The organism is Sphingomonas astragali, assembly GCF_051400615.1.
GTDB lineage: Bacteria > Pseudomonadota > Alphaproteobacteria > Sphingomonadales > Sphingomonadaceae > Sphingomonas.
This window is the reverse complement of sequence record NZ_JBLFFH010000001.1, coordinates 346919-372357: the sequence shown is the minus strand read 5'-3', so window position 1 is coordinate 372357 and position 25439 is coordinate 346919. Positions and strand designations below refer to the sequence as shown.

The 25439-nt window shown below is 69.7% G+C and carries 22 protein-coding genes; 12 read left to right on the top strand and 10 right to left on the bottom strand.

The genetic code is table 11. From position 1 onward, the window contains the following. The first annotated feature begins 78 nt into the window (after positions 1-78). The 3 genes from ACMGER_RS01895 (at position 79) to ACMGER_RS01885 (ending at position 4465) form a co-directional block, all read left to right on the top strand. Positions 79-1629, top strand: coding sequence for a TadA family conjugal transfer-associated ATPase (locus tag ACMGER_RS01895; RefSeq protein ID WP_436810432.1), 1551 nt, complete (start codon positions 79-81; stop codon positions 1627-1629). 209 nt (positions 1630-1838) lie between these two features. Then, positions 1839-3014: an aspartyl protease family protein gene (locus ACMGER_RS01890; protein WP_436810431.1), complete on the top strand. Its 1176-nt coding sequence runs from the start codon at positions 1839-1841 to the stop codon at positions 3012-3014. Continuing rightward, complete coding sequence (locus ACMGER_RS01885; RefSeq protein WP_436810430.1) at positions 3014-4465, top strand: hypothetical protein; 1452 nt, start codon at positions 3014-3016, stop codon at positions 4463-4465. Before ACMGER_RS01890 ends, ACMGER_RS01885 begins: the two co-directional genes overlap by 1 nt. On the opposite strand, the gene ACMGER_RS01880 is transcribed toward ACMGER_RS01885, so the two are convergent. Continuing rightward, the gene (locus ACMGER_RS01880) at positions 4455-4640 is read right to left on the bottom strand and encodes a hypothetical protein (RefSeq protein ID WP_436810429.1); all 186 of its coding nucleotides are present in this window, start codon (positions 4638-4640) and stop codon (positions 4455-4457) included. The two genes, ACMGER_RS01885 and ACMGER_RS01880, sit on opposite strands and share 11 nt — an antisense overlap. A 51-nt stretch (positions 4641-4691) precedes the next feature. On the opposite strand from ACMGER_RS01880, the gene ACMGER_RS01875 reads away from it, so the two are divergent. Next, on the top strand, positions 4692-5510 hold the full coding sequence (locus ACMGER_RS01875; protein WP_436810428.1) for a class I SAM-dependent methyltransferase: 819 nt from the start codon (positions 4692-4694) through the stop codon (positions 5508-5510). Between the two features lie 78 nt (positions 5511-5588). Here the strand turns inward: ACMGER_RS01875 and ACMGER_RS01870 are convergent, their stop codons facing one another. Continuing rightward, the gene (locus ACMGER_RS01870) at positions 5589-6935 is read right to left on the bottom strand and encodes a DEAD/DEAH box helicase (protein WP_436810427.1); all 1347 of its coding nucleotides are present in this window, start codon (positions 6933-6935) and stop codon (positions 5589-5591) included. Positions 6936-7319: 384 nt separating this feature from the next. Here ACMGER_RS01870 and ada point away from each other — a divergent pair, with 384 nt between their 5' ends. Then, positions 7320-8357 carry a bifunctional DNA-binding transcriptional regulator/O6-methylguanine-DNA methyltransferase Ada gene (ada, locus tag ACMGER_RS01865; RefSeq protein WP_436810426.1) on the top strand — a complete coding sequence of 346 codons (1038 nt, stop codon included), beginning with the start codon at positions 7320-7322 and terminating at the stop codon, positions 8355-8357. Then, a complete protein-coding gene (locus ACMGER_RS01860; RefSeq protein WP_436810425.1) occupies positions 8354-8824 on the top strand; it encodes a DUF1203 domain-containing protein in 471 nt (156 codons plus the stop codon). The genes ada and ACMGER_RS01860 overlap by 4 nt, the downstream gene beginning before the upstream one ends. A 6-nt stretch (positions 8825-8830) precedes the next feature. Here ACMGER_RS01860 and ACMGER_RS01855 read toward each other — a convergent pair whose 3' ends face one another. The 3 genes from ACMGER_RS01855 to ACMGER_RS01845 all read right to left on the bottom strand — a co-directional run bounded on the left by ACMGER_RS01855 (position 8831) and on the right by ACMGER_RS01845 (position 13397). Then, positions 8831-10333, bottom strand: a complete 1503-nt coding sequence (locus ACMGER_RS01855; protein ID WP_436810424.1) for a S1C family serine protease — start codon at positions 10331-10333, stop codon at positions 8831-8833. Between the two features lie 123 nt (positions 10334-10456). After that, complete coding sequence (locus ACMGER_RS01850; RefSeq protein ID WP_436810423.1) at positions 10457-12622, bottom strand: primosomal protein N'; 2166 nt, start codon at positions 12620-12622, stop codon at positions 10457-10459. A 115-nt stretch (positions 12623-12737) separates the two neighbouring features. Further along, the gene (locus tag ACMGER_RS01845; protein ID WP_436810422.1) at positions 12738-13397 is read right to left on the bottom strand and encodes a DUF2490 domain-containing protein; all 660 of its coding nucleotides are present in this window, start codon (positions 13395-13397) and stop codon (positions 12738-12740) included. A 127-nt stretch (positions 13398-13524) separates the two neighbouring features. Here ACMGER_RS01845 and fsa point away from each other — a divergent pair, with 127 nt between their 5' ends. Further along, on the top strand, positions 13525-14178 hold the full coding sequence (gene fsa / locus ACMGER_RS01840) for a fructose-6-phosphate aldolase (RefSeq protein WP_436810421.1): 654 nt from the start codon (positions 13525-13527) through the stop codon (positions 14176-14178). Between the two features lie 123 nt (positions 14179-14301). Here fsa and ACMGER_RS01835 read toward each other — a convergent pair whose 3' ends face one another. Further along, positions 14302-14457: a hypothetical protein gene (locus tag ACMGER_RS01835; protein WP_436810420.1), complete on the bottom strand. Its 156-nt coding sequence runs from the start codon at positions 14455-14457 to the stop codon at positions 14302-14304. A 25-nt stretch (positions 14458-14482) separates the two neighbouring features. After that, the gene (gene aceA / locus ACMGER_RS01830; protein WP_436810419.1) at positions 14483-15763 is read right to left on the bottom strand and encodes an isocitrate lyase; all 1281 of its coding nucleotides are present in this window, start codon (positions 15761-15763) and stop codon (positions 14483-14485) included. A gap of 317 nt (positions 15764-16080) precedes the next feature. On the opposite strand from aceA, the gene ACMGER_RS01825 reads away from it, so the two are divergent. The 3 genes from ACMGER_RS01825 to ACMGER_RS01815 all read left to right on the top strand — a co-directional run bounded on the left by ACMGER_RS01825 (position 16081) and on the right by ACMGER_RS01815 (position 18950). Further along, positions 16081-17466, top strand: a complete 1386-nt coding sequence (locus ACMGER_RS01825) for a helix-turn-helix domain-containing protein (protein WP_436810418.1) — start codon at positions 16081-16083, stop codon at positions 17464-17466. A 118-nt stretch (positions 17467-17584) separates the two neighbouring features. Beyond that, positions 17585-18046: an Rrf2 family transcriptional regulator gene (locus ACMGER_RS01820; protein WP_436810417.1), complete on the top strand. Its 462-nt coding sequence runs from the start codon at positions 17585-17587 to the stop codon at positions 18044-18046. After that, on the top strand, positions 18036-18950 hold the full coding sequence (locus ACMGER_RS01815; RefSeq protein ID WP_436810416.1) for an NAD(P)/FAD-dependent oxidoreductase: 915 nt from the start codon (positions 18036-18038) through the stop codon (positions 18948-18950). Before ACMGER_RS01820 ends, ACMGER_RS01815 begins: the two co-directional genes overlap by 11 nt. 29 nt (positions 18951-18979) lie before the next feature. Here the strand turns inward: ACMGER_RS01815 and ACMGER_RS01810 are convergent, their stop codons facing one another. Next, positions 18980-19738 (bottom strand): energy transducer TonB, encoded by a 759-nt coding sequence (locus tag ACMGER_RS01810; protein WP_436810415.1) that lies wholly within the window; start codon positions 19736-19738, stop codon positions 18980-18982. A gap of 272 nt (positions 19739-20010) precedes the next feature. On the opposite strand from ACMGER_RS01810, the gene ACMGER_RS01805 reads away from it, so the two are divergent. Continuing rightward, on the top strand, positions 20011-20907 hold the full coding sequence (locus ACMGER_RS01805; protein WP_436810414.1) for a TolB family protein: 897 nt from the start codon (positions 20011-20013) through the stop codon (positions 20905-20907). Between the two features lie 238 nt (positions 20908-21145). Here ACMGER_RS01805 and ACMGER_RS01800 read toward each other — a convergent pair whose 3' ends face one another. Then, positions 21146-22522 (bottom strand): L-serine ammonia-lyase, encoded by a 1377-nt coding sequence (locus ACMGER_RS01800; RefSeq protein ID WP_436810413.1) that lies wholly within the window; start codon positions 22520-22522, stop codon positions 21146-21148. Between the two features lie 211 nt (positions 22523-22733). Here ACMGER_RS01800 and ACMGER_RS01795 point away from each other — a divergent pair, with 211 nt between their 5' ends. Then, positions 22734-24035 (top strand): OmpP1/FadL family transporter, encoded by a 1302-nt coding sequence (locus ACMGER_RS01795; RefSeq protein WP_436810412.1) that lies wholly within the window; start codon positions 22734-22736, stop codon positions 24033-24035. A gap of 166 nt (positions 24036-24201) precedes the next feature. Here ACMGER_RS01795 and ACMGER_RS01790 read toward each other — a convergent pair whose 3' ends face one another. Next, positions 24202-25371, bottom strand: a complete 1170-nt coding sequence (locus tag ACMGER_RS01790) for a Gfo/Idh/MocA family protein (protein WP_436810411.1) — start codon at positions 25369-25371, stop codon at positions 24202-24204. Positions 25372-25439 lie beyond the last annotated feature (68 nt).

Sequence of the window (25439 nt, the reverse complement as noted above, 5' to 3'; positions counted from 1 at the left end):
AACGTGGTTAGGCAATTATCAAGCCTTCGCGCCTACCCCTCGCCCAAGAGTACGGGCCTTGCCCGCGTGAGGGGCGGAATGAGCGCTTTCGGTCGACGCAATGGTTTGAGCAGCGGCGCGCCGGGAACGCGGCCCGCCTTCGGCGTGGCGCGACCCATGCAGGGCAGCGGCCCGCGCGCGCCCGCCGAGCCCGAGGGCGGCGAGCAGTTCCCGCCGATCGCCAGCGCACAGTTCCCGACGCCGAGCCTGGAAAGCGAGACGCTGGCGGCAGTCACCGCGGCGTCCGGCCCCGGCGCGGACGCGATGCAGCGGCTCGCCGACCGCGTCGCCGCCACGGGCGAACAGGGCAGCTCGCGCGTCGAGGGTTTCGAGGCCTCGATCCACCGCATCAAGGAGCAGGTGCTGCCGCGCCTGCTGGAGCGCGTCGATCCCGAGGCGGCGGCGACGCTGGGCAAGGACGAGCTCGCCGAGGAATTCCGCCCGATCATCGGCGAGGTGCTCGCCGAACTGAAGCTGACGCTCAACCGGCGCGAGCAGTTCGCGCTCGAAAAGGTGCTGGTCGACGAGTTGCTCGGGCTGGGGCCGCTCGAGGAGCTGCTCTCCGATCCGGCGGTCAGCGACATCATGGTCAACGGGCCCGACCAGACCTTCGTCGAGCGCAAGGGCCGGCTCGAGCTCGCCAACATCCAGTTCCGCGACGAGGAGCATCTGTTCCAGATCGCGCAGCGCATCTGCAACTCGGTCGGCCGCCGCGTCGACCAGACCACCCCGCTCGCCGACGCGCGCCTCAAGGACGGCAGCCGCGTCAACGTGATCGTGCCGCCGCTCAGCTTGCGCGGCACCGCCATCTCGATCCGCAAATTCTCCGACAAGCCGATCACGCTCGACATGATGGCGCAGTGGGGATCGATGTCGCAGAAGATGGCGACCTGCCTCAAGATCGCGGGCGCCAGCCGCTTCAACATCGTCATCTCGGGCGGCACCGGCTCGGGCAAGACGACGATGCTCAATGCCCTGTCGAAGATGATCGACCCCGGCGAGCGCGTGCTGACGATCGAGGATGCGGCCGAGCTCCGCCTCCAGCAGCCGCACTGGCTGCCGCTGGAGACGCGCCCGCCAAACCTCGAAGGGCAGGGCGAGATCACCATTCGCGACCTCGTCAAGAATGCCCTCCGTATGCGCCCCGACCGCATCGTCCTGGGCGAGATACGCGGCAGCGAATGCTTCGACCTGCTCGCGGCGATGAACACCGGTCACGATGGATCGATGTGCACGCTCCACTCCAACAGTCCGCGCGAATGCCTGGGCCGGATGGAGAACATGGTGATGATGAGCGACATCAAGATCCCGAAGGAGGCGATCAGCCGCCAGATCGCCGATTCGGTCGACATGATCGTGCAGGTGAAGCGCCTGCGCGACGGCAGCCGCCGCGTCACCAACATCACCGAGGTGATCGGGATGGAAGGTCCGGTGATCGTCACGCAGGAGCTGTTCAAGTTCGAGTATCTGGACGAGAGCGCGGACGGCAAGATCGTCGGCGAATACCGCTCGATGGGGCTCAGGCCCTATACGCTCGACAAGGCGCGGCAGTTCGGCTTCGACCAGGCGATGCTGGAGGCGTGTCTCTAGAATCCGCCCGTATGAGATTGGATCGTGCTCCTGCGAAGGCAGGAGCCCAGGCGGTAAGCGAGAGGGTCTGCGATCCAGGGCTCTTGCCTGCGCAGGAGCACGGGCGCGCTTCGATCTGAACGGGACGGGCTCTTAGAGAATTTCCCCTCGCAACTGGAAGGGACAGTGATGGCGACTCGCGTGAAAACGCGCTAACCGCCCGCTCCATCATGCGCGTCGCCGGCCTGTTCCTTTGCCTCCTGCTCGGCACGGCGCCGGCTGCGGCCGAAGCGCCGGCGGTGGAGCTCGCGCACGATACGGCTAAGCAATGGGTGAGCTTCGATCTCACCCCCGGCAACCAGATCCGCTTCACCATGACGGTGAACGGCCGCCCCGCCGTCGCTGTGCTCGACACCGGCGTCACGCACAGCCTCATCTCGCGCAGGTTCGCCGAGGCGATCGGGCTGCGGCCGGAGGCGGCGGGGCGCGCCGACGCGATCGGCGGGACGGTGCCGCTCGGCTGGGCGACGGTCGAGTCGCTCACGATCGGCGGCCTGACGCGGACCGGCGGCCGGCTGGCGGTGACCGACCTCAAGGCGATCGCCACCGGCAGCGCCGAGCCGGTCGACATGCTGGTCGGCAGCGACCTGCTCGGCCGCCAGGCGCTCGACATCGACTATGATGCGCGCCGCTTCCGCCTGCTTCCGTCCGGCCGGCTGCCGTTCGCGGGCATCAGCGTGCCGCTGTCGGTCGCGCCCGGATCGGGCGTGTTCCTGAGCGAGCTGTCGATCGGCCGGCAGCGTTTCAAGCCGGTGATCGTCGACACCGGCGACGGATCGTCGGTGACGCTGTCGCGGGAGGTGTGGGGCAGCGCGCGGATGCCGGCGACGCCGTTCACCACCGCCTACGCCTTCGGCCTCGGCGGCGCGATCGAGACCGATCTGACCGTCCTGCCCGCCATCCGCCTCGCCGGGCTCACCGCGAGGAACGTCGAGGTCAGGATCGAGGGCGAGGACGGCTTCTCCCAGCTCACCGGCACCGCCGGCCGCATCGGATCGGGCCTGCTGCAGCGCTATCGCGTGCTGATCGATCCGGCCGCCAGGCGAATGGTGCTGGCGCCCGGCAAGACCGTCGACCGCGAGCCGCTCAAGTCGACCAGCGGGCTGCTCATCGCGCTTCAGGGAAGGTCGCTGCGCGTGCTCCACGTCATGCGCAATTCGCCTGCGGCGGCCGCCGGCTGGCAGCCGGGCGAGCGCATCTGCGCGATCGACGGCACGCCGATCCCGCCCGACTATCTCGCCAGCCCGCTCGCGGCCTGGCCGGCGGGCGCGCCGGGACGGACGGTCCGCCTCAGCCTGTGCGGCAAGGCCGGCGACCGCGTGCTGACGCTCGCCCGCTTCTATTGATGGAGCGCAGCCGGCCGCTGTCCGGGCCTGCGGTCGCGGCGCTGCTGCTCGCGGCGGCGGTGGCGCTGCGCGCCGCCGACTTCGGCAATCCGGTGATCCATGTCGACGAGCAATATTATCTGCTGCTCGGCGAGCGGCTGCTCCGCGGCGCGCTGCCCTATGTCGACATCTGGGACAGGAAGCCGATCGGGCTGTTCCTGCTCTACGCCGGCGCGGCGGCGCTGCCGGGCGACGACATCCTTGGCTATCAGCTCCTCGCCTGCCTCTCCGCTGCCGCTACCGCCGCGCTGGTCTTCGCGAGCGCGCTCCGGCTCGGCGCGAGCCGCACCGGCGCGATCGCGGCGGCGATCGCCTATCTCGTCTGGCTGCCGCTGCTCGGCGGGCGGGGCGGCCAGGCGCCGGTGTTCTACAACCTGCCGGTCACCGCCGCCGCCTGGCTGACGCTGCGGCTGCCGGCGATGCAGCGCTGGCCGGGCGCAATCGTCGCGAGCGGCGCCGCCGCCTGCCTGCTCGCCGGCCTCGCCATCCAGATCAAGCCGAGCGCGACTTTCGAGGCCGTCTTCTTCGGCCTCGCGCACAGCTGGTGGCTGTGGCGGAGCGGCGCCCGCGCTCGCCTCATGCCCGCGGTGCTGCTGTGGATGCTCGTCGGCGCCGCGCCGACGGCGGCCGCGGCGTTGGCCTATGCCCGGCTCGGACATTTCGATGCCTGGTGGTTCGCCAACGTCACCTCGATCCTGCTGCGGCCGCCTTATCCCGCGAGCGAGCTGGCGATGCGGCTGCTCGGCATCGCCGCCGAGCTGTCGCCGCTGATCCTGTGCGCCGCGATCGCCTGGCGCCGGCGGCGCGTGCGCTTCGCGGCGGAGCGGGGGCTGGCCTATCTGTGGCTCGGCACCGCGCTGATCGGTTTCGTCGCGATCGGCACGTTCTTCGACCATTATGCGCTGCCGCTGGTCGCTCCGCTGGCGGTGCCGGCGGCGATCACCTTCGGCCGCCATCCGCGCGCGCTGATCGGCGCGCTGGGGCTGGGGCTGTTGCTGGTGGTGGTCGAGCGCGCCTTCGTCCCGGACGATCGTGTCGGCGCGCGCACGGTCGCCCGCGTCGTCGCCGCCAACAGCCGCGGCGGATGCCCCTATGTCTTCATCGGCGATACCGTCACCTACAGCCTGGCCGATGCCTGCCTGCCGACCGCCTATGCCTTCCCCAACTTCCTCGCCTACGCCACCGAGCAGGGCTCGACCGGCATCGACGAGGCGGCCGAGGTTCGCCGCATCCTCGGCCGGCGGCCGCCGGTGATCGTCACCTCGACCCGGCGGCTCGAGATATGGAACCGCGCCAGCGTCGAAGCGCTCAAGGCGGCGCTCGCGACGGGCTATCGCCCGGTGCTCAGCGTGGCGCGCGCGCGATACCGCACGGTCGTCTACCTCCGCCGCGACCTCGCCTTCAGGAGTTGAGCGCGACGCTGGCGAGGATCAGCGCGCCCATCATCGCCGCGAACTGGATCGTCGGCCACGGCACGAGTCCCACGCGATCGAGGTCGGGCCGGCGACCGCGGCGCCATTGGCCGACGCCGCTCGCCACCGCCATTGCAACGCAGGCGGCCGCTGCACCCCATAGTCTCGCTTGCATCGCGCCTCCTTGCCGCGATAGGAGGGTGGCGTCCACCGTTCGAGGAGACAGATGATGCGCGCGCTCGCCACTCTTGCGATCGTCTCCGTTGCGGCTGCAGTGACCAGCGTCGCGATCGGTGCGCCGGCCACGCTCCAGTCGAAGCTGGCCGAGGTGATCGCCGCGCCCAGCCGCACGCCCGCCAATGTCGCGCGCGACAGATATCGCCACCCGGCCGAGACGCTCGCCTTCTTCCAGGTGAAGCCGGAAGATACGGTGGTCGAGATCTGGCCCGGCGGCGGCTGGTACACCGAGATCCTGGCGCCCTACACCGCTGCGAGGGGGAATTACTGGGCCGCCGGACCGTGGCCCAAGGGGCTCGACGGCGTGCGCGCGCTCCAGGCCAAGGACGCGGCGCTCTACGGCAAGATCAAGCTCGCCGCCTTCCCGGCCGATGTCGGCCAGCCGAAGGTGCCGGACGGCAGCGCCGATGTCGTCGTCACCTTCCGCAACGTCCACAACTGGCGCGCGGGCTATCAGCGTGGCGGGCAGGATTATGCGGCGGAGGCCTTCCGTCAGATGTACGCGATGCTGAAGCCCGGCGGTACGCTGGGCGTGGTCGATCATCGCCTGCCCGAGGATGCCGATGCGGCGCGGGAGATCAACAGCGGCTACATCAAGGTCTCGACCGTCCGCCGCCTGGCGGAGCAGGCCGGCTTCGTCTTCGACAGCGCGAGCGAGATCAACGCCAACCCCAAGGACACCGCCGATTGGCCGGAGGGCGTGTGGACGCTGCCGCCGAGCTATCGGCTCAAGGATGTCGATCGCGCCAAATATGCCGCGATCGGCGAGAGCGACCGCATGACGCTCCGGTTCAAGAAGCCGAAGTGAGGCTGGGAGCCAGAGTGGGCATCGGTCCGTATTGACGCGTCATCCCGGCGAAAGCCGGGATGACGCGTCAACAAGGTTCTAGCGCCCGCCGCCCTGCCGGCGCTGCCCGCCGCCGCTGCCGCTGCCCGCGGGGCGGGCATGGAAGCGCTTCTTCGCAGGGAAGTGGCGGCGCTCGCCCTGACCTTCGCGTTGGCCGGTTCCGGGGCGCTGCATGTCGCGCCCGCGGCGGCCGTTGACCTCGTCGCGGCCGATCGCCACCGGCGCGCGGCTCTTGACGATCTCGGCCGCCTGCGCCTGGAAATTCTCCGGCAGCGGGGTGACCGTCGGGCGCTGGCGCGTCAGCCGCTCGATGTCGCGCAGGTACGCGCGCTCGTCGTCGGCGACGAAGCTGATCGCGATGCCATCACGGCCGGCGCGCGCGGTGCGGCCGATGCGGTGGACATATTGCTCGGGAACGTTGGGCAGCTCGAAGTTGAACACATGGCTCACCCCGGTCACGTCGATGCCGCGCGCGGCGATGTCGGTCGCGACGAGAATGCGGACCTTGCCCGAACGGAAGTCGCCGAGTGCGCGCTCGCGCTGCGGCTGCGACTTGTTGCCGTGGATGGCGTGGGCGACGATGCCGTTCGCGCCGAGCAGCTTCACGACGCGGTCGGCGCCGTGCTTGGTGCGGGTGAACACCAGCGCGCGATCGATCGCCTCGTTGCGGAGCACGATCGTCAGCAGCGCCTGCTTCTCCGCCTGGTTGACGAAAGTCACATACTGCTCGACCCGCTCGGCGGTGGAGGCGACCGGGGTCACCTTTACCTCGACCGGATCGTGAATGAACTGGCCGGCGAGCTCGCGGATCGCCTTGGGCATGGTCGCCGAGAAGAACAGGCTCTGCCGCTTCTTCGGCAGCAAGTTCACCGTGCGCTTCAGCGCGTGGATGAAGCCCAGGTCCATCATCTGGTCGGCCTCGTCGAGCACGAAGATCTCGACCGCGGAGAGCGACAGATGTCCCTCCTCGATCAGGTCGAGCATCCGGCCGGGCGTGGCGACGAGGATGTCGACACCCTTCGACAGGTCCTGCCGGTTCCTGTGGAGCGAGGTGCCGCCGAACACGGTGACGACGGAGAGGCGGCTGCCCTTGGCATAGCCGCGCGCGCTCTCGGCGATCTGCGCGGCGAGCTCGCGGGTGGGGGCGAGCACCAGCATCCGGCACTGACGCGGCAGCGCGCGCTTGTTGGCGGCGACCAGCCGGTCGATCGAGGGCAGGGTGAAGGCCGCGGTCTTGCCGGTGCCGGTCTGGGCGATGCCGAGCAGGTCGCGGCCGTCGAGCAAGGCCGGAATCGCCTTCGCCTGGATCGGCGTCGGCTCGGCATAGCCCTTGGCGGCAAGCGCGGCGAGGACGGGCTGTGACAGCCCGAGATCGGAAAATTGCATAGTGGTTGTTGACTCAAAATCGGAGTCGGCGCGCGCGACCCGACGCGGGTGCGCGATACGACGGGGCCAGAGTTTGGCGACCCGCGTGACGAGGGAAGCTTGGGAAGCGAAGCCGGGCCGGGGCGGTAGTCCGCCCAATCACGCTGCCCGTCTAGGGCTTCGCAAGTGCAGCATGTGGGGGAGGGGTTCGCAGAAGTCAAGGATTTCCTAGCCCCTCCCCTTCAGGGGAGGGGTTGGGGGTGGGGAAGTGCGGCAGGCTGACTGGCCTGCGGATAGCCCCCACCCCAACCCCTCCCCTAAGGGGAGGGGCTTAGAGAGGCCATGACGAAAAATGGTTTGGCCGCAAAGTGCGGGACGCGGCGGGAAAACGACCTATCTATATCCATGCCCATGACACAGGACATCGATCCCGACACCGCCTGGGGTGCCTTCGAGCGGCGCGACCGGCGCTTCGACGGCCGCTTCGTCGGCGCCGTCACCACCACCGGCATCTACTGCAAGCCGAGCTGTCCGGCGCGCCGGCCGAAGCGCGAGCATGTGCTGTTCTTCCCGGATGGCGAGGAAGCGCAGGCGGCAGGCTTCCGCGCCTGTATGCGCTGCAAGCCCGACGAGGTCGGTCGCGACCGTGTCGCCGTCGCCGAGGCGGTGGCGATGCTCGAGAAGGCCGAGGAGCCGATCGGGCTGGAGGAGCTGGCCGCCGCGGTCGGCTACGCCCCGCACCACTTCCACCGGCTGTTCAAGCGCGCGACCGGCATCACGCCCGCCGCCTATGCCCGGGGCCTGCGTGCGCGCCGCGCGGCCGAGGCGCTGACGGCGGAGGAGACGGTGACCAATGCCATCTACGACGCCGGCTATTCGGCCCCGAGCCGTTTCTACGAGACCGCCAACGCCCGGCTCGGCATGACGCCGAGCGCCTGGCGCAACGGCGGCGCGGGCGTGACGATCCGCTGGACGATCGCCGAGACCAGCCTCGGCCCCTTGCTGATCGCCGCGACCGACAAGGGCCTGTGCCGCGTCGCCTTCGACGAGGATTCGCTGAGCCTCGCCGCACGCTTCCCCTTGGCGGAGATCGTCCAGGGCGGCGCCGCGCTCGCCGAGCTCGCCGCGCGGGTGGTGAGCGAGGTCGAGAGCCCGGGCCGCCATACCGATCTGCCGATCGATGTGCAGGGCACCGCCTTCCAGGAGGCGGTGTGGGAAGCGCTCCGCCGGATTCCCGCGGGCGAGTCGCTGAGCTACGCCCAGCTCGCTGCCGCTGCCGGCAACCCCGGCGCGGTGCGTGCGGCCGGGACGGCGTGCGGCGCCAACAACGTCGCTGTGATCATCCCCTGCCACCGCGTCCAGCGCGGCGACGGCAGTATCGGCGGCTATGCCTATGGCGTCGACCGCAAGCTCGCGCTCAGGAAGCGCGAAGGGGCGAAATGACGGCCTATCGCATCCGCGGGCTCGATCCAGCCCAGTTCCGCCACCTCTATGGTCTCGACGACCAAGCATTGGCGGCCGAGCACGTCGTCCGCATGACGGTGACCGAAAAGCCCGACGCGCCGTGCCGGGTGACGCTCGTCGACGTCGATCCGGGCGAGGCGGTGCTGCTGGTCAACTACGAGCATCTGCCGGTCGCGACCCCCTATCGCAGCGCTCACGCCATCTTCGTGCACGAGGGTGCGGAGGAAGCCGCGGAGTTCGTCGATGTCGTGCCGGAATCGCTCGCCATTCGGCTGCTCTCGGTCCGGGCGTTCGATGCCGACGGCATGATGACCGATGCCGACGTATTCGAGGGACGCGAACTTGATCGGCGGATCATCAAGTTCTTCGCCGATCCCCGCGTAGCCTATCTCCACGCCCACAACGCCAAGCGCGGCTGCTTCGCGGCACGGATCGATCGTGCCTGATGGGGGTCAGGGCACCGTCTTGCACGAATAGACCAGCCGCTCATTCCAGCGCGGCGGCAGCGACGAACGGATCGCCGATTGCTGGCTGGCGAGCGCGGCGCGGGCGGTGGGATCGGCCGAGCAGGTCTTGAGCGTCACGCCCTTCCTCAGCTCGCGGGCGCGTTTCATCGCATCGTCGCCCAGCAGATAGCGCGTGCTGCTGTAGGTTCGGGTCGTCGGCTGATAATTGAGGATCGAGACGGTTGCTTCCTCGTCGGGCACCAGGATGCGTTCCCAGCCGCCGTGGCCGTCCTCGGCATATTGGGTACGGCCGTTGATGCAGCCGTCGCCGCCGTAGTTCAGCGCCACGTCCTGCGTCGCGCTCACCGTCACACGGCTGCGCGCGGGGTCGAGCGTGCAGATCATCCTGCCGGTGCCGGGATCGGTGGCCGTGGCCCGCGGCTTGGGCGACGCGGCCTTCACGGAATCGGGATCGAAGCCGGGGCGCAGGAGGAAGACGATCACCGCGACCGCCATCACGGCTCCGCCCGCGATCGCCGCCTGCCGTGCTCGCGGGTCGCGTCGCGTCGCGAGCAGCCCGGCGCCTCCGAGCCCGAGCGCGCCCAGCACCAGCAGCAGCGTCGCCGCGCCGATGAAGTTCTCCCGAATGGTGAGGTTGCGGTCACGCGCCTCGGCCAGCGCGGCCTCGCGATCGGCGCGAGTCTGCGCCGCGGCGGCGGTCGCCTGCGCCTCGGCCTGCTCGCGCGCGCTGGCTGCGGCGGCGGTGTCAGCGGCGAGGCGATCCTCGAGCGAAAGGCAGGGTACGCCGACCGACGCGACCGGCTGCTTGGCCTCACGGAGGAACGCGGTCAGCTCCGAATCGGCGATGGCGAAGCCGAAGTTCGCATCGCCCTGCTCGCCGTTGGTGATCGCCGAGTTGACGCCGACCACGCGCCCGCAGCGGTCGAGCAGCGGACCGCCCGAATTGCCGCGCGCGATGTTGGCGGTGTGGAGCAGCATGTTGACGCCGGCGATCGACCGCGCGCCCGAAAAGACGCCTTGGGAGCGCACCGGCGACTGCGGGCGGATGAAGTCGCTCATCGACTGGGCGGTGGCGACGTCGACGTTGCCGGGATAGCCGAGCGCGATCAGCGCGTCGCCCTCGTCGGCGGGCCCCGCGTAGAGCGTCAGCGGCGGCAGGCTCACGCCCGAGAATTCGATGAGCGCCAGGTCGCGCGCGGGATCGACCGCGATCAGCTTGCCCTGATAGCTCTTGTCGCCCGCCGAGGGGACGATGCCGATCAGGACGTTGTCGGGATAGCGCGCCGCCGGCTCGACGACATGGGCGTTGGTGACGATGCGATTGGGCGCGACGGCGAAGCCGCTGCCATGGCCGAAGCCGACCACCTCACCCTCGACCACCGCGATGGTGACGACCCGCACCACGCCGCGGCCGGCCGCGGCGATGTCGTCGGCACGGGCCGGAGTCGCGAAGGCCAGCAGGGCGAACAGGGCGAGCAGGAAACGCACCTGCGCGCGTGTCGCAGGTCGCGGCGAGGCTTGCAAGGCGCCATGACGTCACCCCTGTGCAGATGATACGGCGTCCGAGCTCCTGCCTTCGCAGGAGCACGATCCACTTCATCCGGACAGACCTCAGAGGAAGTTATACGGATCGACATCCACCGCCACCCGCACCTTCGCCGGCCAGTCCAGTGCGCCCAGCCAGTCGCGGATCACGTCCTGCACGTCGAGCTGCCGCGTCGCGTGCACCAGCAGGCGGAAGCGGTGGCGCCCGCGCAGCATCGAGAGCGGAGCCGGGGCGGGGCCGAACACGTCCATGCCGTCCACCCGCGGCGCGGCACGGGCGATGATGCGGGCGGTCTCATCGGCCGCCGCCTTGTCCTCGCTCGACACCAGGATGGCGGCGAAGCGGCCGAACGGCGGCGCATCGGCGTCGCGGCGCGCCTCGGTCTCGGCGGCGTAGAAGGCCTCGGCGTCGCCCGAGACCAGCGCCTCGATCACGCGGGCCTTGGGTGCGTGGGTCTGGACCAGCACCGTGCCCGGCTTCTCGCCGCGGCCGGCGCGGCCGGCGACCTGCATGATCTGCTGGAAGGTGCGCTCGGCGGCGCGCAGGTCGCCGCCTTCGAGGCCCAGGTCGGCGTCGATCACCCCGACCAGCGTCAGATTCGGGAAATGGTAGCCCTTCGTCACCAGCTGGGTCCCGACGACGATGTCGATGTCATGCGCCTCCATCCGTCCGACGAACTCCGCCGCCTTGGCCGGCGACCAGATGGTGTCGGAGGTGACGATCGCGATCTTCGCGTCCGGGAACAGCGCTCTGGCCTCGTCGGCGATGCGCTCGACGCCGGGGCCGCAGGCGACCAGGCTGTCCTCGCTTTCGCATTCGGGGCAGGCGCGGGGCGTCGCAATGACGTGGCCGCAATGATGGCACGCGAGGCGGCGGATCAGCCGATGCTCGACCATCCAGGCGGTACAGTTGGGGCATTGGAAGCGATGCCCGCAGGTGCGGCACAAGGTCAGCGGCGCATAGCCTCGGCGGTTGAGGAACAGCAGCACCTGCTCGCCGCGGTCCAGCGTCTCGTCGATCGCGCGGACGAGCCGTGGGGCGATCCAGCGGCCGCGCTCCGGCGGCTCGGCGAGGAGGTCGATCGCCGCGATCGCCGGCAGCTCGGCCTTGCCGTAGCGGCCGGGCAGCTTGAGCTCGCGGTAGCGGCCGAGCTCGACCTGGTGACGCGTCTCGATCGCCGGGGTGGCGGAGGCGAGCACCACCGGGCAGCCCTCGAACCGTCCGCGCATCACCGCGACGTCGCGCGCGTGGTAATGGACGCCGTCCTCCTGCTTGAAGCTGGTCTCGTGCGCCTCGTCGACCACGATCAGCCCGAGCCTCGGGTAGGGCAGGAACAATGCCGAGCGGGCACCGACCACCACCTTGGCCTGCCCGGCTGCGATCTGGCGCCAGGCGCGGCGACGCTGCGATTGCCTGAGGCCGGAATGCCACGCTACCGGCTCGACGCCGAACCGCGCGTGGAAGCGCTTGAGGAACGGTTCGGTCAGCGCGATCTCGGGCAGCAGCACCAGCGCCTGCTTGCCCTCGCGGAGCGCCTGCGCCACGCCTTCCAGATAGACCTCGGTCTTGCCCGAGCCGGTGACGCCGTCGAGCAGGAAAGGCTCGAAGCCCTTCGCCGCGACGGATGCCTGCAGGATGCCGGCGGCATAGGCCTGGTCCCTGGTGAGCTCGGGCGGCGCATGGTCTGGGTCGGGCTCGGGATAGGGGCTGTCGAGGTCGACGGCGGTCCCCTCCAGTGCGCCGGCCTTGACCAGTCCGCGGATCACGCCTTCGGAGACATCGGCGATGGTGGCGAGCTCGCGGATCAGCCCCTGCCGGTCACCGATCCGCTCCAACGCCTGCTCGCGCTGCGCAGTCATGCGCTCGGGTGTCTTCCCGGTCGCGCGATATTCGACGATTGTCCTGCCGCCCTCCAGCGCCGAGGTCGAGGGCAGCGCCATCCTCAGCACCGCCGCCAGCGGGGCGAGGTAATAATCGGCGGTCCATTCGACGAGCCGCCGGAGCGGCGCGGGGATCGGCGGTGCATCGGCTACCGCGAGCAGGTTGCGCAGCCGGTTGTCGCCGACCTCTTCCGTGGCGAGCCGCTCCGGTTCCCATGCCACGCCGAGCAATTGCCGCGGCCCCAGCGGCGCGACCACGATCGCGCCCGGCTCGACCTCCATGCCGCGCGGCACGCGATAGTCGAGCGGTCCCAGCGCCGAATTCATGACAATCACGCGTGCCCGTGCCATCACCCCCACCTAGGATGGCCGGCGCCGGAGGGAAACAGGGGACGATGGTCGAGGCCGAACAGCTGCTGCGCGGGATCGGTCGAGCCGCCGGGGGAGCGCGTTCGGTGCTGCTGCTTCAGAAGGAATAGTTGAGCGCGAAGGTCATCGCGTGATCCATCCGGTCGCGCGCACCGTTCCGGCCGAAGCGATACTGGTTGAGGTAGCCGAGATCGCCGCGAAGCGCCTTCAGCAGCGGGATCGACAGGCCGATGGTGTTGCGCATCCGCTCGTATCCGCGCCGTTGCCCCCATCGGGTGGTGTTCGCATCGACGAAGGCTTCGTGCGTCGCGAGCAGCGACAGGCCGCTGCGCGTGAGCGGATAGGTGAAGCGCAGCTGCGGCCTCACGCGAAACCCCACCTCGTTGCCGCTCGAGTTGAAGCGCTGCTCGAATCGCGCACGCACGGCGAAACCCCCGCCGATCGCCACCGTCACCATCTGGCGCAGCCGCTCCTCGTTGGGCAGCGCATGGCCATGGTCCCAATCCTCGACATGGCGATAGCCGAAGGCGAGCTCGACGCCGTTCGCCACCGACACGCTTGCAAGCCCGCCGACCTCGGCATGGAAGAAGCCGCCGGCATCGTCGCTGAAGCGGCCGACCGTCTCGAAGGTGAGCATCGTATCGCCGGCTTGCGTCGTCGCATTCGCCGCCAGCCAGATCTGCTCGTCGGTCTGCTGCGCGCGCGCCGGCGCGGCAGCGAGCAGCATGGCGGCAAGGCAAACCAGGAGCAGGCGCATCGGCGATGCTATCGCCCTTCGTAGCGGCAGGAGCAAGATCGTCACGGTCGCTGCGATCGCGCCTCCGCACTCGCCTTGAGCGGGCGGACAGGCTACCGAGCGCCGAATCCATTGCAGGACCCGAATCATGAAATTCTTCGTCGACACCGCCGATACCGCCGAAATCCGCGATCTCGCCGCGAGCGGGCTCGTCGACGGCGTCACCACCAATCCCTCGCTGATCCACAAGGCGGGACGCGATTTCCTGGAGGTGGTGAAGGAGATCTGCTCGATAACCGACGGTCCCGTCTCGGCCGAGGTCGTCGCGCTCGACCATGAGAGCATGATGCGCGAGGCCGAGGTGGTGCGGAAGATCGCCGACAATGTCGCGGTCAAGGTGCCGCTGACCATCGACGGCCTCAAGACCTGCAAGGCGCTGACCAGCGACGGCACGATGGTGAACGTGACCCTGTGCTTCTCCGCCAACCAGGCGCTGCTCGCGGCCAAGGCGGGAGCGACTTTTGTATCGCCGTTCGTCGGCCGGCACGACGACGTCGGCTTCGACGGGATGCAGCTCATCGCCGACATCCGGCAGATCTACGACAACTACGACTTCGACACCGAGATCCTGGTCGCGAGCGTGCGCCATCCCATCCACGTCTACGAGGCCGCGCGGATCGGCGCCGACGTGATGACCGCCCCGCCGGCGGTGATCCGCCAGCTCGTCAAGCACCCGCTCACCGACAAGGGGATCGAAGGCTTCCTGGCGGACTGGGCGAAGACGGGGCAGACGATCGGCTAGAGCCCTTCGCGGTAATGCCCGCCGGCGGATCGCTCCGCCGACGGGCACCTTTCCTCCCCAGGAAAGCCCTAGGCTCCGAAGGAGCCGGGACCCCGGCGAAGGCCGGGGCCCAGTTGAGTTCGGTCAGCCGAGGCGGCCGAGACGGTGGTAGAGATTGCTGAACTTGGCCGAGCGCGGCTCGTCGGCGATCCTGCGGACGTAGTCGCCGATCGCTTCCTTCATCAGGCCGAAGTCCTCCGTCGAGAAGACGGCGCGGCTGCGGACGGGTTCTTGAGGCATTGGTCTTCTCCTTCCTTCTCGGATCTCAGGCGGCCGCGGTGAACTGCGCGGCCTCGGTCGATTCCGCCAACGCGGTGGTCGAGCTCTGCCCGCCGGCCAGCGTGGTCGCGACCAGGTCGAAATAGCCGGTGCCGACCTCGCGCTGGTGCTTGGTCGCGGTGTAGCCGTCCGCCTCGGACGCGAATTCCGCCTGCTGCAGCTCCGAATAGGCCGCCATGCCGCGATCCTTGTAGCCGCGCGCCAGCTCGAACATGCCGTGGTTGAGCTGGTGGAAGCCGGCGAGCGTCACGAACTGGAACTTGTAGCCCATCGCGCCGAGCTCGCGCTGGAAGCGGGCGATGGTGTCCCGGTCGAGGTTCTTCTCCCAGTTGAAGCTCGGCGAGCAGTTATAGGCCAACAGCTTGTCCGGATGCTCGCGCCGGATCGCCTCTGCGAAGCGTTTCGCATCGTCCAGATTGGGGTGCGAGGTCTCCCACCACAGCAGGTCGGCGTGGCTGGCGAAGGCGAGGCCGCGCTTGATGCAATGGTCGACGCCGGTGCCCTCCTTCAGGCGGAAGAAGCCTTCCGGCGTGCGCTCGCCGGTGAGGAACTCGCGATCGCGCTCGTCGACGTCGGAGGTGATCAGCTTCGCGCTCTCGGCATCGGTGCGGGCGATGACCAGGGTCGGCACGCCCGAGACGTCCGCCGCCAGCCGCGCCGCGTCGAGGTTGCGGACGTGCGCCTGGGTCGGGATCAGCACCTTGCCGCCGAGATGGCCGCACTTCTTCTCGGACGCGAGCTGGTCCTCGTAATGCACGCCCGCGGCGCCGGCGGCGATGTACGCCTTCATGATCTCGAAGCAGTTGAGCGGTCCGCCGAAGCCGGCCTCGGCGTCGGCGACGATCGGGGCGAACCAGTCGCGGCCGGCGCCGCCCTCCATATGCTCGATCTGGTCGGCGCGCTGCAGCGTCGCGTTGATGCGGCGCGCGAGTTCCGGGCCGGCGTTGGCGGGGTAGAGCGACTGGTCCGGGTACATCTGCCCGGCGGTGTTGGCATCGGCCGCGACCTGCCAGCCCGACAGATAGATCGCCTTCAGCCCTGCGCGGACCATCTGCATCGCCTGGTTGCCGCTGAGCGCGCCGAGGGCATTGATATAGTCCTCGCTCCGGAGCAGCTCCCACAGCCTGAGCGCGCCGCGGCGGGCGAGCGTGTGCTCGACCGGCACTGAACCGCGCAGCTTCGCGACATCGTCCGCCGAATAGGGCCGCACGATGCCGTCGAAACGGCCGGCCGGGGCAGGGATGAGGTCTTCGAAGGTGGTCGGCATTGTTCATTCCTTGACAGGTTCGATCCTTCTGTAAGGAAATCTTGACCAAGTTGACTATGGTCGATGGCGTGGCTTCGAGGTAAGGCTGTATTTTGGCTAGTTGACTCCTTTGAAAGCGTGTAAATAATTTACAAACCTCAGCTCCTCCCGGCCCGGGGAGGGGATCATCGCGGAGCGATGGTGGAGAGGGTGGGCCGCAAGCGACAGCCGAGAGGAGAGCCCCCTCCACCACGCACTTCGTGCGCGGTCCCTCTCCCGTGCCGGGGAGGAGTTTGGGTGGAACGTAACGAAAACATCTAGCTGTAGGAAAGCGGAAAATGATGCAGCGCAAGCTTCTCGCCGGCCATGCGGTGCGGCGGCTCAGGCGGCAGCATGGGCTGACCCAGGCGGTGATGGCGGAGATGCTGGGGATTTCGCCGAGCTATCTCACGCTGGTCGAGAAGAACCAGCGGCCGCTGAGCGCGACCCTGCTGCTGCGGCTGGCCGAGGCGTTCGATTTCGACCCGCGCGCGTTGGCGGCTGGCGATCCGGGCGGCGGCGCGGAGGCGATCCGGCGGCGGCTGGCCGATCCGATGTTCGCGGACCTGGAGATCGACCGGTCGGAGCTGGAGGAATGGCTGGCCGGCGCGCCGGGCGGTGCGGAGGCGTTCGCGCGCGCCTATGACCGGATCGGCGCGGGCGGCACGGCGGCCGAGGAATCGCCCGACGCAGGCGCGCTGGTGCGACGCGAGATCGAGCGGTGGCGGGGGCATTTCGCCGATCTCGACGCCGCCGCCGAAGCGCTGGCCGACGATCTGCGCCAGGGCGCCGGTGACCTCCATGGCGCAATGGCGGAGCGGCTGCGCGTCAAGCACCAGCTGTCGATCCGCATCCTGCCGATCGAGGTGCTGCCCGACGTGCGCGTGCGGCTCGATTTCCATGCGCGCCAGCTCCAGCTTTCAGAGACGCTCGATCCGGCTTCGCGGACGTTCGCGCTGGCGCGGCAGCTCGGGCTTGCCGAGGCGCGGGCGGAGATCGACGCCCTCGCCCGTGGCGCCGGCTTCACCGATCGCACCGCCGAGCGGCTGTTCCGGCGTCACCTTAGCGGCTATTTCGCCGCGGCGGTGATGATGCCCTACGCTCGTTTCCTGCGCGCGTGCGAGGCGACCGGATACGACCTCGAGCTGCTGCGCCGCCGCTTCGGCGCCAGCGTCGAGCAGGTGGCGCACCGGCTCACGACCTTGCAACGCGTGGGCGGACGCGGGCTGCCGTTCTTCATGCTGCGCAGCGACCGGGCGGGGCAGGTGTCGAAACGCTTCGCCGGGGCGAGCGGATCGCCGCTGGCCGAGGGGCCGAGGTTGTGTCCGCTGTGGGACCTGTTCGCCGCCTTCACCCGGCCGGACGAGCGGATCGTGCAGCTGGTGGCATTGGAGGACGGCAGCCGCTGGTTCACCAGCTCGCGCTGCGTCGGGCCGGCGGGCGGCTGGAGCGGAGCGGTGCACGCGCGGTTCGCGGTGACGCTGGGGCTGGCGGCGGAGCTTGCCGGCGGACTCGCCGCCGCGCGCGGCATCGACCTCAACGGCGAGGCGGTACCGATCGGCCTCGGCTGCCGGGCGTGCACGCGCCCCGACTGCCCGCAGCGCTCGGCGCCGCCGGCCGGGCGGACGCTGGTGGTGAGCGAGCGGGAGGCGGGCGTGTCGCCGTTCGGGTTCACAGGGGATTGAGGCGGTCATTCCGGCGCGGGCGGGCTGGAGTTGGGGCACCCGGAAGGCGTCGACCCCAACGCCGAACGGCAGCTCGATCCGATTGACTTTCCGCAAATCACGCAACATATAAAGTTTCATGAGACGCGACAGCAGATTGTCGGGCGTGCTCCACGTCCTGCTCCATATGGCCGAACACAGCGGTCCCGTGACCTCGGAGCTGCTGGCCAAGGCGATGAGCACCAATCCCGTCGTGATCCGGCGGATCATGGCGGGCCTGCGCGAGCGGGGCTATGTGCGCTCGGAGAAGGGGCATGGCGGCGGCTGGACGATCGCCTGCGACCTTTCCACCGTGACCTTGCGCGACGTCTACGACGCGCTCGGCTCGCCCGAGCTGCTGGCGATGGGCAACCGGACCGAAGCGCCCGGCTGCCTGGTCGAGCAGGCGGTGAACGCCGCGCTGGAACAGGCCTTCCACGATGCCGAGGCGCTGCTGCTCGCCCGGCTCGGGGAGGTGACGCTTGCCGAGCTCAGTGCCGATTTCCACGCGCGGATGATCGCGCGCGGCCCCTATGACCTGGAGAAAGTCCATGCCGCTTGATGCTTCCGCGGATTTCGACGCGATCGTGGTGGGAGGCAGCTTCGCCGGCCTGTCCGCCGCCACCTATCTCGCCCGGGCGCGGCGGCGGGTGTGCGTCGTCGACGCGGGGCGGCCACGCAATCGCTTCGCCGACGAATCGCACGGTTTCCTGAGCCACGACGGCAGCGATCCGCGCGCCATCCTGGCGGCGGCGCGGGCGCAGGTGGCGGCCTATCCGACCGTCGGCATCGTCGATGGCGAGGCGGTGGAGGCGCGGCCCGAAGGGGAAGGATTCGTCGTCAGCCTGGCCGGCGGCGAGACATTGGCTGCGGCACGGGTGGTGCTCGCCTTCGGGCTCACCGATGTCCTGCCGCCGTTGCCGGGTCTCGAGCAGCGCTGGGGCAAGACCGTGCTGCATTGTCCCTATTGCCACGGGTTCGAGTTCGCCGACGAGCAGCTCGGCGTGCTCTACACGATGCCGAATTCGATCCATGGCGCGATGCTGATCGCCGAATGGGGACCGACGACGCTCTATCTCGACGGGCAGGCGGTGCTCGACGCCGAGAGCGAGGCGGAACTGGTGCGGCGCGGCGTGGCGATCGAGCCGGCGCCGCTCGCCGGGCTGGAGGGGAAGGGGGCCGGACTGTCGCACGTCCGCTTCGCGGACGGGCGGCGGCGGGCGATCGACGCGCTGTTCGTCGCGCCGCGCTCGCATCTCGCCAGCCCGCTCGCGGGGCAGTTGGGCTGTGCAGTTGACGAGGGGCCGATGGGCCCGGTCGTGCGTACCGACGGCGAGAAGAAGACGACGGTGCCGGGCGTCTATGCCGCGGGCGACATCGCCCGCGCGCCGCACAGCGTGAGCTGGGCGGTGGCCGACGGGGTGATGGCGGGCGTGGCGGCGCATCGCTCGCTGGTGTTCGGTTGAGGAGGGTGCCGGGCGAGGGCCGCCGCCGGTTACCGCTCCTCCTCCGGCGGTTCGATCTCGAGGCGCCAGCTGTGGTTCTGGACCATCGTTGAAGGTACCGGCCGGCCTTGTCCGTCGAGCGCGGGCCTGAAGCGGAAACGCCGCTCGATAAGGCTGCACGTATAGACGTCAAGGCGAGGGTTGCCGCTCGAACGTGCGACCTCGCAATCGGTGACGCGGCCATCGGTCCCGATGCCGTAGCGCACGCCGACGGTGCCGTCGAAATTTGCATCGACGATGTCGTCGGGAAAATCGGAATCGGTGATCCTGCCCCTGATCTGCCGCGGCGGCGTCTCGTCCTCCCAGCCGCCGCCGTCGCCGTCCCCGGAGCCGCCGCTGCCGGTGCCGTCGCCGATCCCGCCGGCGCCGGTGCCGGGGCCCGGAACCGGAGCGGCGCCGGTCGAGGCCTCGTTGCCGGTCAGGGGCTTGGGCGCGGCCACGACGGGCGCGGGCAGGGGGATCGGGATGACCGGGGGCGGGGCGGCGATCTCGGTCGCCTTGGAGCGCAGGTTCGGCGGCGAGGCCTCGCCCTCCGGGCGCGTGTTGCGGACCGGATCGGGGACGACCTTCTCCGGCGGGGGAGGGGGCGGTTCGGGCGTGACGCCGAACAGCTTGAGATCGTCGCTCGGCCGCTGGGTGAAGTGCACGGCCAGGCCGACGACCAGCGCATAGCCGAGCAGCGCCTGCACCGCGATCGCCGCGATCGCCGGGCCGATGCGGTCCCGAGGACTGGATCGATACGCCGTCACGCCTGCTCACATGGGGAATCGTCCGGGGTTTCCCAAGAGCATCGGGCGGATGAACGGGGACTGGCCGGCGCGATCCGGGCTCCTGCGAAAGCAGAAGCAGTGTCACGGAAGTCTCGCTTGCGGCCTGGGCTCCTGCTTTCGCAGGAGCACCGATACCTGATGTGATCTGAGCGGGACCCTAAGTCTGATTTGGCCTCGCACGCCGAGGTTCGTATGGCCAAGGGCCGTACGCCGATGTCATTCCTCCACCTGATCGGCAGCATGGAGGGAGCGTGGAGCGGGTTCGATCCAAGATTGGCGGACGCCTGCGAGCGTGCCTGCCGGCCCTCGTCCTCGTCGGTGCAGCGCCGGCGGAGCGGCTGAGCATCATAGGTACGGCGCAGCGGTTTGCGCCGGGGATCGCATCGACCCGCTTTTCCGAGGTGCGGCTGACGCTCAGCCCCGACAACCGAACGGCGCTGTGGTTCAGCCGCGACCGGCCGGGCGGCGCGGGCGGGTACGACATCTGGATGTCGCGCCGCACCGCCAGGGGCTGGGAGCCGGCGCGGCCGGTCCCGTTCAACAGCGCCGGGCGCGACTTCGATCCGGCCTTCTCCGCCGACGGGCGCTTCGTCTATTTCTGCTCGGACCGGGCAGGCGGCTCGGGCGGGGACGATGTCTACCGCGTGGCGGTGGCCGGCGGCGGCTTCGGCGAGCCGGTGAACCTCGGGCCGGAGGTGAACAGCAAGGGCAACGAGTTCGCGCCGATGCTCTCGCCCGACGGGCGCACGCTGCTGTTCTCGAGCGACCGGCCGGGCGGCGCCGGCGGGCACGACCTCTACGTCGCGCGGCGGCGGGGCGACGGCTTTGCCGCGGCCAGGCCGCTCCCCGGCGCGATCAACACCTCGGCCAACGAGTTCGACGCGACCTTCCTCGCCGACGGCGCGACGATCGTCTTCGCCCGCGCGATGGATTTCCGGAAGGACCGCGTCGATCTGTTCCATGCCGCGCCGTCACGCGGGCGCTACGACGCCGGGGCGCTGCTGCCCGGCAGCGTCAACAACGACCGCGATGCTTATGGGCCGATGCTCGACTGGTCCGATCGCGGGCGGCTGATCTTCTCCGGGCACCGGGACGACGGGGGCATGGACCTGTATCGGATCCGCTACCGTCTGAGTGCTGCGCGATAACGTCGGTCCGTGCCGTGCTCCTGCGCAGGCAGGAGCCTTGGCCTCAAACACAGGTCCCTATCATCCAGGGCTCCTGCCTGCGCAGGAGCACAAGTCCTATGCGGCCTGAGTGCGGACATCCGGCCGGCATCTGCTGGAGCTCGCCCTCGATCCGGTGCGTGGCGAAACATCCAATTTCGAGGGGAAGCGCGGGGACCAACCTCAGATCCTCCCCGCCAGCGGGAGGACCTTGGAGGACTCAGCAGTTGGGCACGTACACGGCGAGCCCGCCGAGCGAGGTCTCTTTGTAGCTTTCCTTCATGTCGGCGCCGGTGCGCCGCATGGTGTCGATCACCTGGTCCAGCGTGACATGGTGATGCCCGTCGCCGGTGAGCGCGAGCCGGGCGGCGTCGATCGCCTTGACCGCGCCCATCGCGTTGCGTTCGATACAGGGAATCTGCACGAGCCCTCCGATCGGATCGCAGGTGAGCCCGAGATTGTGCTCCATGCCGATCTCGGCGGCGTTCTCGACCTGGGCGTTGCTGCCGCCGAGCACGGCGCACAGCCCCGCCGCCGCCATCGAGCAGGCGACGCCGACCTCGCCCTGGCAGCCGACCTCGGCCGCGGAGATGCTGGCGTTGCGCTTGTAGAGCGCGCCGATCGCCGCCGCGGTGAGCAGGAACGTGCGGCGCCCCTCCGCGGTGCCGTGGTGGAAGCGGTCATAGTAGCGCAGCACCGCCGGGATGATTCCGGCCGCGCCATTGGTGGGGGAGGTCACGACCTTGCCGCCTGCCGCATTCTCCTCGTTGACCGCGATCGCCCACAGGTTGATCCAGTCGAGCGTCGCCAGCGGGTCGGCGGCGAGCCGCTCGGCGCGATCGAGCAGCGAGGCGCGCAGCTGCGGCGCGCGCCGCCCGACCTTGAGCCCGCCGGGCAGCTCGCCGCGCTGGGCGAGACCGCGGTCGATGCAGCTCTCCATCGCCGCGGCGATGCGGTCGATCCCGGCCAGCGTCTCCTCATGCGGCCGCTGCGCGTCCTCGTTGGCGAGCGCGACCTCGGCGATCGTCATCCCGCGCTCGCCCGCCATGTCGAGCAGCTCGGCGGCGGTGCGGAACGGGAAGGGGAGGTCGATCTTGTCCTCCTCCGGCTGGTTGGCGCGGGCCTGGTCCTCGTCGAGCACGAAGCCGCCGCCGATCGAATAATAGGTGCGCGCGAGCAGCGAGCTTCCCTCCTCGTCGCGCGCGTCGAAGTGCATCCCGTTGGGATGGAAGGCGAGCTGCTCGCGCCCGAGCCAGAGGATGTCCTGGCGCTCGTCGAACGCGATGGGGCGCGTGCCGCCGAGCATCAGCCGTCCGGACTCGCGGACCCGCTCGATCAGCGCCGGCACCGCATCGGGATCGGCGCTTTCGGGGTCGATGCCATGCAGCCCGACGATCGTCGCGGTGTCGGTGGCATGGCCGAAGCCGGTCAGCGCGAGCGAGCCGTAGAGCGAGACGATGATGCGGTGCGCCCGCTCCAGCATCCCGCGCTGACGGAGCAGGGCGACGAAGCGGCAGGCGGCGGTCATCGGCCCCATCGTGTGGGAGCTCGACGGGCCGACGCCGATCTTGAACAGCTCGAACAGGCTTACGGACATGGGGGACCTATATAGGTGCTGGTTCGCGGCGCATATTCCCGACCGTCATCCCGGCCAAGGCCGCGATCCAAGGGCGGTGTCCTGCTTGGCTCCGGATCCCAGCGTTCGCGGGGATGACGATGGAGAACGAATCCTCTAATCGCCGCGCCGGAACCGAAAGCCGCTCCGACCGGTTTGCTGCCTCGCTAACCTTTGTCAGGATCCCCCGCCCATGTCGTTGCGTACCCAGGTCGCGTTGTCGCTGTCCGTCGGCCTTTCGTCCTTCGCCTTCGCCGGCGCCGCGCACGGCCAGGCCTTCTACCTCCAGGAACAGTCGGCGCGCGGGGCGGGACGGGCCTTTTCCGGCGAGGTCGCCGACACCGGGCCGTCGTCGCTGTGGTGGAACCCGGCCGCGATCGCCGGGGCGACCGACATCGAGGCGGCGATCGCCGCCGCCGCGATCCTGCCGCGCGGCGAGGTGACCGACACCGGCACGCTGATCGCCCGGCCGGGCCAGCCGCTCGCGCCGGTCGGGGGCGATGCGACGACGCGCAACCCGATCGACAACGGCGTGCTGCCGTCGGGCGCGATCGCGGTGCCGCTGTCGAGCCGGGTCGCGGTAGGCCTCGCGGTTTCGTCGCCCTACAGCTTCACCACCGATTATCCGGCGACGAGCTGGGCGCGCTACGGCGCCGCGCGCACCAAGCTGCTCACCATCGACATCCAGCCGTCGATCGCGTTCGCCGCGACCGATTGGCTGCGGATCGGCGCCGGCGTCAACGTCGAATATACCGACGCCAGCCTCAGCAACGCACTGCCCAACGTACAGGCGACGCTGCCCGACGGGCGGCAGAAGCTGAAGGGCAACGGCTGGGACGTGGGCTGGACCGCGGGCGTCCAGCTCCACAACGACTGGGCGACGGTCGGCGTCAGCTACAAGTCGGCGATCAAGCATCATCTGACCGGCGACCTCGAGATCAGCGGGCTGGTCGGGCCGCTCGCCTCCTCGAACATGTCGCTCTCCGATGTCGAGGCGACCTTCTACACCCCTGCGCAGATCATCGTCGGCGGCCGCTTCCGCGCCACCAACCGCCTCACCCTCAACGCGCAGGCGGTACGCTTCACCTGGAACAAGTTCGACGCGATCCGCCTCGGCGCGCCGCTCAATACCGCCCTCCCGGAGAACTATCGCAACAGCTGGAGCCTTGCCGGCGGTGTCGACTATGCCGTCTCGCCCAAGCTGACGCTGCGCGCCGGCGTTCAGCGCGCGATCACCCCGACCGTCGACGGCGAGCGCGACGCGCGCGTGCCCGACGCCAACCGCTGGAACTTCGGTGCGGGCGCCTCCTATGCGGTCAGCTCGGGCTTCACCGTCGATGCGGCGGCCAACTATGTCGACTTCGCCGACGCGACGATCGACCGCGTGACCGCCGCCTATGTCGGAACGCCGGCGCAGACGCCGATCCTCACCTCCGGCGAGCTCAGCGACGCTCACGCCGTCGTATTGTCGCTGGGCGGGCGTTTCAGGTTCTGAGCGGTCCGGATCGTCATGCCGGGCTTGGTCCGGCATCCACCGGAACGCAAGCGAAGGACAAGAAGTGCTTGCGTCTTGCTCGGCCGCACGGTGACCCCCGGAACAAGTCCGGGGTGACGGAGGATGGGCGAGCTGACAATCGATAGCAGCTTCCCGGATTGCGCACTCAGGGAACGGACAGATCGGTCCATTTCGCGCTGCCCGCGCTGCTCGCGACCGCCGCCTCGACGAAGGCCATGGTGCGCAGGCCGTCGTCGAGCGAGGGAAACCACGCTTCTCCGAGGGCGGGCGCAACGTCCGCACCGCCCCGGATCGCCGCCGCGAGCTCGCGGTAGAGATTGGCGAAGGCCTCGATATAGCCTTCCGGATGCCCTGACGGCGTACGGAATCGGCCTGCCGTCTCCGGCGCCAGCCCCGGCCCGGCCGCGCGCACGATTTCCGTCGGCCGGTCGAGCCAGCGCAGGGTGAGCGTGTTGGGCTCCATCTGCGCCCATTCGAGTCCGCCCGTCTCGCCGTAGACCCTGAGGCGCAGGCCGTTCTCCTCGCCGGCCGCGACCTGGCTCGCCTTCAGCGTGCCGCGCGCGCCGCCTTCGAAGCGGAGCAGCGCCGAGACGTCGTCGTCGAGGCGCCGGCCGGGGACGTGGACGGTGAGGTCGGCGCTGAGCGACTCGACCCTGAGGCCTGAGACGTGCTCGGCGAGCTGAAAGGCGTGCGTGCCGATGTCGCCCAGGCATCCGCCCAGCCCGGCACGTGCCGGATCGGTGCGCCATTCGGCCTGCTTCTGGCCCTCGCGGTCGATCGGCGTGCTCAGCCAGCCTTGGAGGTATTCGACCTGCACCAGCCGGATCCGGCCGAGATCGCCCCGCGCAACGCGGAGCCGCGCCTCCTCGACCAGCGGGTAGCCGCTGTAGGTGAAGGCGAGCGCATAGAGACGGCCGCTGCGACGAACCGCGTCGCGGATCGCCAGCGCCTCGTCGAGGTTCAGCGCCATCGGCTTTTCCGACAGGACGTGGAAGCCGGCGTCGAGCGCCGCGATCGCCATCGGCGCGTGGAGGTGATTCGGCGTGACGATCGCCAGCGCTTCCATCCGCTGATCTTCGGGCAGCGCACGCTCGCCGGCGATCAGCGCATCGAAGGTCGGATAGACGCGCGACGGATCGAGCCCGAGCCCCTCGCCGCTGCGGACATTGCGCTCCGCATCGGTGCTGAAGGCGCCCGCGACCAGCGCATAGTCGCCGTCGAGCGCCGCCGCCATGCGGTGTACCGCGCCGATGAAGGCACCTTCGCCGCCGCCGGCCATGCCGTAGCGGATTCTGCGTTGCGTGCTCGCGACCATCCTCTCCCTTTCGGTTTCGACGATTCGATTGATAACGATGTCAGACAGTGGTTGCATCCTGCGGTCGA